This is a genomic window from Flavobacterium agricola, from assembly GCF_025919725.1.
GTDB lineage: Bacteria > Bacteroidota > Bacteroidia > Flavobacteriales > Flavobacteriaceae > Flavobacterium > Flavobacterium agricola.
In genome coordinates, this window is the sequence record NZ_CP081495.1 from 1,169,583 (window position 1) to 1,181,551 (window position 11,969).

11 protein-coding genes are annotated in these 11,969 nt (G+C 34.1%); 3 read left to right on the top strand and 8 right to left on the bottom strand.

What is annotated here, in order from left to right; all coding sequences use genetic code 11:
• Positions 1-2 precede the first annotated feature (2 nt).
• The 3 genes from K5I29_RS05835 (at position 3) to K5I29_RS05845 (ending at position 2,924) form a co-directional block, all read left to right on the top strand.
• Positions 3-668 carry an ankyrin repeat domain-containing protein gene (locus K5I29_RS05835; RefSeq protein WP_264434964.1) on the top strand — a complete coding sequence of 222 codons (666 nt, stop codon included), beginning with the start codon at positions 3-5 and terminating at the stop codon, positions 666-668.
• Positions 669-748: 80 nt separating this feature from the next.
• Positions 749-1,993, top strand: coding sequence for a DUF4822 domain-containing protein (locus K5I29_RS05840; protein ID WP_264434965.1), 1,245 nt, complete (start codon positions 749-751; stop codon positions 1,991-1,993).
• A 94-nt stretch (positions 1,994-2,087) separates the two neighbouring features.
• Positions 2,088-2,924, top strand: a complete 837-nt coding sequence (locus K5I29_RS05845; protein ID WP_264434967.1) for a helix-turn-helix domain-containing protein — start codon at positions 2,088-2,090, stop codon at positions 2,922-2,924.
• 157 nt (positions 2,925-3,081) lie between these two features.
• On the opposite strand, the gene K5I29_RS05850 is transcribed toward K5I29_RS05845, so the two are convergent.
• The 8 genes from K5I29_RS05850 to K5I29_RS05885 form a co-directional block, all read right to left on the bottom strand.
• A complete protein-coding gene (locus tag K5I29_RS05850; protein ID WP_264434968.1) occupies positions 3,082-3,780 on the bottom strand; it encodes a sulfite exporter TauE/SafE family protein in 699 nt (232 codons plus the stop codon).
• Between the two features lies 1 nt (position 3,781).
• Positions 3,782-4,231, bottom strand: a complete 450-nt coding sequence (locus K5I29_RS05855) for a FixH family protein (RefSeq protein ID WP_264434969.1) — start codon at positions 4,229-4,231, stop codon at positions 3,782-3,784.
• A 16-nt stretch (positions 4,232-4,247) separates the two neighbouring features.
• On the bottom strand, positions 4,248-5,666 hold the full coding sequence (gene ccoG / locus K5I29_RS05860; RefSeq protein ID WP_264434970.1) for a cytochrome c oxidase accessory protein CcoG: 1,419 nt from the start codon (positions 5,664-5,666) through the stop codon (positions 4,248-4,250).
• Positions 5,667-5,727: 61 nt separating this feature from the next.
• Positions 5,728-6,675 carry a cbb3-type cytochrome c oxidase N-terminal domain-containing protein gene (locus K5I29_RS05865; protein ID WP_264434971.1) on the bottom strand — a complete coding sequence of 316 codons (948 nt, stop codon included), beginning with the start codon at positions 6,673-6,675 and terminating at the stop codon, positions 5,728-5,730.
• Between the two features lie 2 nt (positions 6,676-6,677).
• Complete coding sequence (locus K5I29_RS05870; protein ID WP_264434972.1) at positions 6,678-6,872, bottom strand: cbb3-type cytochrome c oxidase subunit 3; 195 nt, start codon at positions 6,870-6,872, stop codon at positions 6,678-6,680.
• 9 nt (positions 6,873-6,881) lie between these two features.
• Positions 6,882-9,077, bottom strand: a complete 2,196-nt coding sequence (gene ccoN, locus K5I29_RS05875) for a cytochrome-c oxidase, cbb3-type subunit I (RefSeq protein WP_264434973.1) — start codon at positions 9,075-9,077, stop codon at positions 6,882-6,884.
• A gap of 15 nt (positions 9,078-9,092) precedes the next feature.
• A complete protein-coding gene (ccoS, locus tag K5I29_RS05880) occupies positions 9,093-9,269 on the bottom strand; it encodes a cbb3-type cytochrome oxidase assembly protein CcoS (RefSeq protein WP_264434974.1) in 177 nt (58 codons plus the stop codon).
• 196 nt (positions 9,270-9,465) lie between these two features.
• On the bottom strand, positions 9,466-11,838 hold the full coding sequence (locus K5I29_RS05885; protein ID WP_264434975.1) for a heavy metal translocating P-type ATPase: 2,373 nt from the start codon (positions 11,836-11,838) through the stop codon (positions 9,466-9,468).
• Between the last annotated feature and the right edge of the window lie 131 nt (positions 11,839-11,969).

Below are 11,969 nucleotides of genomic sequence, written 5' to 3' on the forward strand. Positions count from 1 at the left end.
GTATGAAAAATGTATTAATGATATGCTTAATCGCGATATTAAGTTCGTGTGATGCATCAACAACCCCAACAGATATGAATGCAAAAAATATTATTGAATTGGTTAACGCGAACAATATAAATGGCGTTAAAGAAGCGCTTGAAGCAGGCGCAAATGTAAATACAACAGATAATCAGAACCGAAACTTATTGTTACTTGCAACCTTAAATAGCAATACTGCTATGGCTAAATTATTGGTTGAACATGGTGCTGATGTAAATATGCAAGCTAAAAACTTAGATTCTGCCTTTTTATATGCTGGTGCCAGCGGACAAACCGAATTGGTTAAACTTTATTTAGCTAACGGCGCTCGTTTTGATGTATTTAATCGCTACTACGGTTCTGCGTTAATTCCTGCTTGCGAACGTGGGCATGTAGAAACGGTTCGCGTTTTAGCTACAACACCAAATTATCCGATTGATCATATTAATCGTTTAGGCTGGACCGGATTGCTAGAAGCTGTAATTTTAGGTGACGGATCTAAAAATTATCAAGAAATTGTAAATATTTTAATCGAAAATGGTTCTGATATTTCTATTGGTGACCGAAGCGGTGTTACAGCTTTAGAACATGCTAAAGCAAAACGCCAAACAAAAATTATAGAAATATTAACAAACGTGAATAAATAATTCAACAAATAGGATAAATAACACAACAACCAGGACACAAATAACATTTTAATTTGTAAAAATAATATTAATTCATAATTATGAGAAATTTTAAAAATTCAATTTCTACGCTATTATTGTTATTTGTGTCTGTGTTATTCTACAATTGCAGCAACGATGATAACTCATCAGCAGCTGTAACGTTAACTCCTAGCGAAGTTTTAGCAAGTACACCGTGGGAAACTACTAACGCAAAAAACAATAATGGTGAAGATGTACCATTGAACAATGAAAATGTGATCAATTTTGTTGGTTTTGCTTATTTTAATATAGACGGAACCTTTGTAATGTTCAATTTAGATGATTCGCCAAAAATGCAAGGGGATTGGTCTGTTTCGCCAGATGGTAAAACAAGAACAATTACGGCTAAAAATGATGCAGGTGAAACTTTATTTACACGCGTGGTAGATATTACGGTGCTAACTAAAGATGAATTTACGTACAGAATTTATCCTAACGAATCGGATAAATCGGTGTATTACGACATTATTCACACACCAACTAATCATCCAATTCCAGAGGTATTAACGCCAAGTCAAATTTTAGCGAGCACACCTTGGGAAACTACAAATGCATTAAACAATCTTGGGGAAAACGTTGATTTAAGCGATGCGAACGTAAACAACTTTGTTGGTTTTGCTTATTTTAACATAGACGGAACCTTTGTAATGTTCAATTTAGACGATTCTCCAAAAATGCAAGGTGATTGGTCTGTTTCGCCAGATGGAAAAACAAGAACAATTGTTGCTAAAAATGATGCAGGTGAAACTTTATTTACACGCGTAGTGGATATTACGGTGTTAACTAAAGATGAATTTACATACAGAATTTATCCAAACGAATCGGATAAATCGGTGTATTATGATATTGTTCACACACCAACTAATCATCCAATTCCAGCTCCATTAACGCCAAGCCAAATTTTAGCGAGCACACCGTGGGAAACTACAAATGCAGTTAACAACCTTGGGGAAAACGTTGATTTAGAAGATGCTAATGTTATTAACTTTGTTGGTTTTGCTTATTTTAATATAGACGGAACCTTTGTAATGTTCAATTTAGATGATTCTCCAAAAATGCAAGGAGATTGGACTGTTTCACCAGATGGTAAAACAAGAACAATTGTTGCTAAAAATGATGCAGGTGAAACTTTATTTACACGCGTGGTAGATATTACAGTGTTAACTAAAGATGAATTTACGTACAGAATTTATCCTAACGAAGCAGACAAATCGGTGTATTATGACATTGTTCACACACCAACTAATCATGCTATGCCAAACTAAAGATATTTTTTCATAATTTTTTGGTTCTGATAACATCATTAATTAAAACTTGTTTTAATTAATGATGTTATTTTTTTATCTTTAAAAGAAAAAGATGGATTTTCCGGTTATTAGCATTGATGAATTTGTAGAAAAACATACAACCAGCAATAACGAATTACTATATAATGTAATTCAGGGAGAAAAACATATTGATAAACCGCACAAACACGACTTTTTTATTATTGTTTTATTTGAGCAAGCCCAAGGAAAGCATAAAATAGATTTTATAGAATATGAAATAGCCAGCAAACAAGTACATGTATTGTTTCCGGGGCAAGTGCATGAATGGCACATTGAAGAAGATTCTAAAGGTTATCAGTTGATGATTGATCAGGTTTTTTTTGAACGTTTTTCGCCATATTTGCGTTTTTCTGTTACAAATTACATAAACAATCCTTCGATTGCTTTATCTGATTCAAGTTTTGAGTTATTAAAATATGAATTTGAATCGATTAAAAATGAAATAGAAACCAAAAATCCGTTGCAAGATGTTATTTATGCGCGCGCTTCGGTAATTGCTGCCGTGGTAAGTAAGGAAGCGGAGAACTTATTTAAAGATGCTAAAATTTTTCAGGCTAACCCCAGATTGGCAAAATTTAATTCGTTAATTGACAAGCACTTTAAAGAAGAAAAATTTGTGGCTTTTTATGCTGAAAAACTTCATATTTCGGCTAATTATTTAAACATTTTATGCAAAAAGCATTTAAAAATATCAGCCACGCAATTGATACAAAAACGCGTAGTTTTAGAAGCCAAGCGTTTGTTACAATCTACCGATTTAACGATTAAAGAAATTGCTTTTGAGTTAGGATTTGTAGATCATGCTTATTTTTCAAACTTTTTTAAAAGTCAAACAAAAATTACGCCCACGCAGTTTCGAGAAGGTTAACAACTTTGCGCTAGCGCGCTAGGGATTGCAGCGTTGTTTGAGCTTGGGTTTATACCCAAGCGAGCGCGAAAAGCCCGACCAGAAAAAAATGCTTGCATTTTTGCGTGGAAGCGCCCAAAATAAAAAACCCCTCAAATATTTGAGGGATTTTGTTTTATTAGCAATGCACGTCGGCACCGATCATTAAATTCATGATGCTGGGTGATACAAACGGAATGGAAAGCCCTAAACCGCGAATAATAAATAACGCACCCAACAAGATAATAAAAATAGGAATTGCTTTTTGCCATTTGCCACGAGTGAGTTTTTGAATGTTGACTGAGAACAGCACAACCAAGCTCATTAACGGCACGGTTCCTAATCCGTAACAAAACATATAAGTTGCGCCTAAACTTACGTTTTGCAATGATATAGCTCCAAATAAAGCTACATAAACTAAGGCGCAAGGTAAAAAACCGTTTAAGATGCCTATTAAAAAAATAGATCCGTTAGATTTATTTTTGAATTGCTTACCCAGCTTGCTTTTTATTTGACTAAAAAACCGATTGATTGGTTTTGAGAAGTTAATTTGTGCAAAGCTTTTTTCCGAAATTACAGCAACCAATATCATTAAAATTCCTAAAACAATAGATAGGTTTTGTTGCGCACCTGCTAAAAAAAGACCTTTACCAAACAAGCCAAATACAACACCTAAAAACGTATAAGTTGTTATGCGCCCAATATTATACAAGGCAATTTGAGTGAATTTTTTAAGCTGTGAACTACGATTTACCGGGAGCATAAGGGCAATTGGGCCGCACATACCTACGCAGTGCAAACTGCTAATTAAACCTAACAAAAATGCTCCTATAATCATATTATTTTACTTGTAGGGTTTGTTGGTTTAAATATTGGTTGGATTGGTATTGCCAATCTACCGATATGTCCCAAACGCCTTTTTCTAGTTTGTTTTTTGGAATTAATAAATGGTTGGTTTCGAGTTGTAATGGAAATTCAAAATCTAACTTTTCGTTTGACGGACGGTACATAGTTACAGTTCCGGTAATATTTTTTGCATCAAAATCGGTTGGAAATGTAACTACAACTCCTTGTTCGGTATCAATAATTTGTACCGGATTTTTTAACAAGTTTGCCATGCTTTTACGCTCGCGTTCGCCGTTAACGTTTAATTCTTTTTTATAATAATCTTCGGTGACCATTTCGTAATTGTAATACGGATCGGATTGTACCTTATACACGTATTGCAATATAAAGGCCATAAATAAACCAAAGGCAATTACAATACCAGTTCCCCAATTAAATTTCATAATTTTCGATTTTTACTTAATTAAACGTTCGCGGACTTAAAAAGTTAGTTTTGGTTGTTTCTATCAATCGTCCATCGCTATAAACTTCTATTACAACCTGCGTTTTTTCAGTTTCTAATAGATTTTCATTAATTTCAATAAACAACGTTCCTTGAATTAGGCCCTGTTTTGGAACGGTTGGATGCTCGTTTCCGACCAATTGAATGGTTCCTTTAATGTTGCCTAATTTTAAATCGATGTTTTTGTATTCGTCATTGGTTTTGTTTACCATTTTAAAGGTGTAAATATTAGAAATATTATCGCCTTTGTGCTCGTAAAGTTGACCTGGTAAACGTAAAACAGTTGCCTCTACATTACTACGTAAAAATAAGGTTCCAATTAATGTACCAATTAGAATTACTAAAATGGCAACGTAACCTTTCATACGTGGGGTGAAAACAAATTTTTCTTTTTTTGCAATTTCTGATTCGGATGCATAACGAATTAATCCGCGTGGATATCCTACCGAATCCATTACGGTATTACATTCGTCAATACAAGCGGTACAGTTTACGCATTCTAACTGCGTACCGTTGCGAATATCGATTCCGGTTGGACAAACGTGCACACAAAGCTTACAATCAATACAGTCGCCTTTACCCGATTCTTTTCGATCTTCACCTTTTTTAATTCTTCCGCGTCCGGCATCGCCTTCGCCACGAACATAATCGTATGCTACAACAATACTTTTATCGTCTAATAACACGCCTTGCAAACGCCCGTAAGGACAAGCGATAATACAAACTTGTTCTCTAAACCAGCCAAAAATAAAATAAAAAACACCGGTGAAAATTAATAACCCAACAAAGGTTGATACATTCTCAGCTGGCCCAGTTTTTACCATAGCTAGTACAGAATCAGATCCAATAATGTAGGCTAAAAATACATTGGCAATAACGAATGAAATAATAAAAAAGATAAACCATTTGGTTGCTTTTTTTCGGATTTTTTCGGCATCCCATTTTTGTTTGCTTAAACGAATTTGAGCATTTCGGTCGCCTTCTACCCAATATTCTACACGTCTAAAAACCATTTCCATGAATATGGTTTGTGGACAGATCCACCCGCAAAAAATTCTGCCAAAGGCAACCGTAAATAAGGCTAAACCAATTACGCCGGTAATCATTAAAATAACTACCAAATAAAAATCTTGCGGCCAGAAAGGAAATCCGAAAATAGAAAACTTACGTTCTACGAAGTTGAATAATAAAAATTGATTCCCATTTATTTTAATAAATGGACAGGTAAGTAATATAACTAAAAAAATGTAAGATAAAATTTTACGCCAATCGTACAATTTACCTTTTGGTTTTTTAGGATAAATCCAAACCCTTTTTCCTTGCTCGTCGATAGTGGAAATACTATCTCTAAAGCTTTCGTCATTTGGATCAGACATATATATTTATTTTAAACCTGCCCAAATGAAAAATCATTTGGGCAGGTTGATTAAAAATTTTTTATGGCGTAACACCTTCTTCTTCCACCACTGTTTCAGTAACTTCGGTTTCGTTAGAAGTTGTTGCTGTTGTTTCGGATACGTACAAATCACCTTCTGGTGCTTTTGGATCAGCAGGATTAGTGCCCACTAAGCTAAGAACGTAACTTGTAACTTTTTCGATATCTGCTGGTTTTATTTGATCTTTCCAAGGAATCATTCCTTTTCCGGCACGTCCACCTTCCATAATGGTATGGAAAACATCTTGAACGCTACCACCTAAAATCCAATAATTATCTGTTAAGTTTGGACCAATTGACCCTCCACCGTCTGGACGGTGACATGCAATACAATTGGTTTCGTAAATAGCTTTACCTTTAGCAAGATCACTTGGATCGGTAAGTAATTTTACGTTATCTACACTGGTTTTATCTGGTGCAGTTAAATTGTAAATGGCAATTTGTTCTTCAGCTTTAGCTACTTCTTTAACATATTCTTGATCTTGGTTGTCGTAACCTAAAACTTCATACTTAACTAAGTAAACAACTCCAAAAATTGCGGTTAGGTAAAATAACGCGGTCCACCATGGTGGTAAATCGTTATCTAACTCTTTAATACCGTCGTAATCATGATCTAAAACAATGGTTCCTTCTTCTTCAATAGATTTTGAACGGGTTAAGCGAGCCATTAATTTTTTATACCATTGAGCTTCTGACAGTGGTTTATTATCTTCAAGCTCCTGAGCAGCACGTTGTTCTGGAGTTAATAATCTATTTAACAATTTGTTGGTTGCGCTTACAAGCGCTTCAACTGCGATTAAGGTTAAAAAGAAGAATCCGTATAATAATAATACTATGGGATACTTAACAAATGCGGGCTGATTTCCGGAATCAATTGTGTATTCTACAGCAAAGTAAAAAAGCACAAATAATAATGGAACCCTTACATATGGTGGAAAAAATTTTTTCATAACTATTTTTTTTCAGATTTGATAACACAATCATCCTCTAAAGGTATATTACTTAACTCTTTTATCTTATCTTTTTTGTATGTGAACACCCAAATGCCTAATCCAACAAAAAAGGTAAAGAAAATAATGAGGGAGATAATTGGGTAAATCTCAATACCCAATATCGTCTCCATGTTATGTTTTATAAATTTTAGCATAAGATTACATTAATTATTTGATGCATCTGCTGTTTTAACTTTAATGTCGGTACCTAAACGTTGTAAGTAAGCAATTAAAGCAATGATTTCACGGTCTTTAATTGGTACGTAGGTTTTTCCGTTAGCTTCTGCTTTTGCACGGCTGTTTTCATCACTTTTCACAAAATCAGGATCGTTACGTAAGTTGTCTTCAATCATTTGTGATTGTTTTGCGATGCTTTCTGGTGCATTAGCAATATCTGAATCTGTATAAGGCACGCCTAACACAGCCATAACTTCCATTTTTTTGCGAATCTTAGAATAATCTGCTGGTTTGTTATCATATAACCATTTGTAACCTGGCATGATTGAACCTGCTGATGTACTTTGCGGATCCCACATGTGATTATAATGCCAGTTGTCATTATATTTACCACCAATTCGCATTAAATCTGGACCGGTACGTTTAGAACCCCATAAGAACGGGTGATCGTACACATATTCTCCTGATTTAGAATATTCACCATAACGTGCAACTTCTGAACGGAATGGACGAATCATTTGCGAGTGACAGCCCACACAACCTTCACGAATGTAAATATCTCTACCTTCTAATTCTAAAGGTGAATATGGTTTTACTGATGATATGGTTGGAATATTAGATTTTACAACAATCATAGGCACAATTTCAATAACTCCACCAATTAGGATTGCTATAGTAGCTAAAACAGTTAACTGAATAGGACGACGCTCAATCCATGTATGCCATTTTTCACCTTTTTGACGTTTGTTAGAAAGTGCTGTTAAAGCTGGTGCTTCTGCTAATTCATCTTCAATCGGGCTACCTACACGAATTGTTTGGATGATGTTATAAACTAAAGTTAGTAATCCAATTAAATATAAGGCACCACCAACTGCACGCATCCAATACATTGGCATAATTTGCGTAACGGTTTCTAAAAAGTTACCGTAAACTAATGTACCATCTGGATTAAATTGTTTCCACATTAAAGCTTGGTTAAACCCAGCAACATATAAAGGAACAGCGTATAAAACAATACCTAAAGTACCGATCCAGAAGTGAAAGTTAGCTAATGATCTAGAATATAATTCGGTTTTTGTCATTCTTGGTACTAACCAATAAAACATACCAAACGCTAAGAAACCATTCCATGCTAAAGCACCTACGTGCACGTGAGCAATAATCCAGTCTGTAAAGTGGGCAATTGCATTTACGTTTTTTAAAGATAACATTGGTCCTTCAAAAGTTGCCATACCATATCCGGTAATTGCAACTACGAAGAATTTTAAAACAGGTTCTACACGAACTTTATCCCAAACACCACGTAACGTTAACAATCCGTTAATCATACCACCCCAAGATGGTGCAATTAACATAACTGAAAATACAACTCCTAAGTTTTGAGCCCAATCTGGTAAAGCTTGGTATAATAAATGGTGAGGTCCTGCCCAAATGTAAATGAAGATTAATGACCAAAAGTGAACAATTGATAATCGGTACGAATAAATTGGTCTGTTTGCAGCCTTAGGAACAAAATAGTACATTAAACCTAAGAATGGCGTAGTTAAAAAGAAAGCTACCGCGTTATGTCCGTACCACCACTGTACTAATGCATCTTGAACCCCTGCATAAACTGAGTATGATTTTACCATACTAACAGGTAATTCTAAACTATTAAAAATGTGTAATACTGCTACGGTAACAAAAGTTGCTAAGTAGAACCAAATGGCAACATACAAGTGACGCTCTCTTCTTCTTAAAATCGTCATAATCATGTTGATACCAAAAATAACCCAAATTACTGCGATAGCAATATCAATAGGCCATTCTAACTCGGCATATTCTTTAGATGTAGTAATACCTAGGGGTAAAGAAATTGCAGCAGCAACAATAATTAATTGCCAGCCCCAAAAGTGAATATTAGATAGTACATTACTATACATACGCGTTTTTAACAAACGCTGCATTGAATAATATACCCCAGCAAAAATTGCGTTACCTACAAAGGCAAAGATCACAGCATTAGTATGCAGCGGTCTTAAACGACCAAAACTTAGCCAAGAAATTCCGTCAGTTAAATTCGGGAACATAAACATGAGAGCCAGTAACATACCAACCGACATACCTACTACCCCAAACAAAATCGACGCGTATAAGAATTTCTTTACAATTTTGTTGTCGTAATAAAATTGTTGTACTTCCATAATTAATTTTAGTTTCTATTTGTTTTCAGGTTTTATTTCTTCTTCTTTTATAAGTTCGTCGTCAAATAACATGCGTACTGAAGGCGTATAATCATCATCTAATTGCCCACTTCGGACAGCTTTAATAAAGGCATATAAAAAAAATGCTGCAACACCTATACTAATACTTATTAACACATAAATAACACTCATCTTAATCTTATTTAACAATTCAAATATACTATCTAACAGGTGACATAAATATGATATTTATCAACTAATACGCGGTAAATTCGAAATAAAAAAGAGATAAAAAAACAGCCCGATTTTACCTATTTACATCAACTACTATAACATGCAATACAACATTTTATTGTGCCTTTTTGTTAAGAATTTTAACAAATTTTACTTAAAGTTTTAATTTATATGCTTTGTAGTTTGTTGCTAAGGTTACAAACCCAATAATAGTAACGGTTGACACAGGCATAATAATAGCTGCAACCAATGGCGAAAGTAAGCCCATACAAGCAAAGGTTAACCCAATAACATTGTAAGTTAAAGACAAACCAAAGCTTACTTTTATGGTTGAAATGGCTTTTTTACAGAACAACAAGTATTTTGAAATTTTTGAAAAAACCGACGCATCTAAAATAGCATCACAAGCGGGTGAGAAAACATTAATATTTTCTGAGATAGCAATTCCGACATTACTTTTGGCTAAAGCCCCCGAATCATTAAGCCCATCGCCTACCATCATTACTTGCTTGTGCTGTTTTTGTAAATTGGCAATATATTCTAGCTTATCATTAGGCGATTGATTAAACAGCATGGTTGTATTTTGAGGCAAAATGCGTTCTAAAGCAGCACGTTCACCATCGTTATCGCCAGATAAAATTGCAAGCTTATAATTTTGTTGTAACGTATTAAAAAGATCAGAAACACCGTTTCTGTAAATATTAGTAAACTCGTAATATCCTTTTATTTCCTGATCAATTTTAATATAAATAACGGTTTTATTTACCGTTGCAGGATTCTGTTGTTCAACAAACTTTGCCGAACCAACATAAATAGTTTGCTTGTTTAACGAACCAATTACACCCCCACCTACAACTTCATTAAAATCAGAAAGTTTTAAAACCTCGATTCCATTTAAAAAATTGTACAATTTGCGGCTTAATGGGTGATTGGATGAGCGAACAGTTGATTTAACAGCGATTAATTCCTGATCGCTTAATGCTGTGCCGTGATAGGTAATTTTGGTATCTTGATTGGATGTTATAGTTCCCGTTTTATCAAAAACAATGGTATTAATCTGAGCAATTTGTTCAACAACTTGTGCGTTTTTTAAATAAAACTTATGTTTCCCTAAAATACGAAGCACGTTACCCATGGTAAATGGCGTAGAAAGCGCTAAAGCACACGGACAAGCAACAATTAAAATGGCTGTAAAAACATTAAAAGCAGTATTCATGTTAATAAAGCTCCAATAAACAAAAGCTAACACAGCCAAAATAAGCAATGCCGGTGTAAAATATTGGCTTACTTTATTAATTAAAGTTTGATAAGTTGCATTATCTTTTTCAAACGCTTCATTGCTCCAAAGCTGTGTTAAATACGATTGAGAAACTTCGTTAATCACTTCTAATTCTAAAGTTGAACCAACTAACTTACCTCCAGCAAAAATTTTATCGCCCGAGAATTTTTCAACCGGATTTTCTTCGCCCGTTACAAACGAATAATCGATGGCTGCCAAGGGAGAAATTAAAATACCATCTACCGGAACCAATTCTTGATTTCGGATTAAAATACGATCGCCTTTTTTAAGTTCGTAAATTTGAGTAGGAACTTCTTCTTTACCCAAAAGTTTGGTAACAGCAATCGGAAAATACGATTTATAATCGCGTTCAAAAGATAAAAAGCTATAGGTTTTTTGCTGAAAAAGTTTTCCTAAAAGCATAAAGAAAATTAACGAACATAACGAGTCAAAAAAACCTTGGCCTTGATCAAAAACAATATCATACGTACTGCGTAAAAACATTACAATTAAGCCCAGCGCCATAGGAACCTCAATATTCAACCTGCCGTTTTTAATGCTTTTGTAAGCTGCCTCGTAATATCCCCAGCCCGAATATAAAAACGAAGGCATGGCAATAATAAAAATCAGCCATCTAAAAAAATCTTTATACTGATCAATCCAAAATTCATTCACCTCAAAATATTCAGGGAACGAAAGCAACATAACGTTACCAAAACTAAAAAAGGCAACACCAACTTTGTAAATTAAACTTCGATCTACTTGGCGCGTTTTTGTATCATAATTTTCTAATGATATATACGGCTCGTAACCAATTTTAGCTAAAAGTTGTACAATTTGTTTTAATGATGTTTTTTGCTTGGAAAAATAAATTTGAACTTTTTTATCGTGAAAGTTAACTTGCGATTTTACAACACCAGCATCTAACTTATTCAAGTTTTCTAAAATCCATATGCAAGAGCTGCAATGGATATGCGGGATATTTAAATTAACAATGGCCTGATCGCCTTCGTTAAATGATAAAAGTTTTTCTACAATTTGATCGTTATCTAAAAAATCAAACTTTTGCTGGTTGGTTGGTGTTGCTCCAGGAGCTTTTTCTAATTCGTAATACGAGGTAAGATTGTTTTCAGAAAAAATTTCGTAAACGGTTTTACATCCGGAGCAACAAAAATGCTTTTGGTCAAATATAATTTCTTCGGCTTTAATAATTTGTGTACCGCAATGGTAACAATTTTGTTCACTCATAATATAGGTTCTGATTTTGCTTTTGCAAAAGTTACATTTTTTATCTTTCTAAGATATGACAATTATCAAAAAAATTAACATATTTTTTTATAAGATTTTAACACGAAATTTTAATATATTTGTAAAATAAA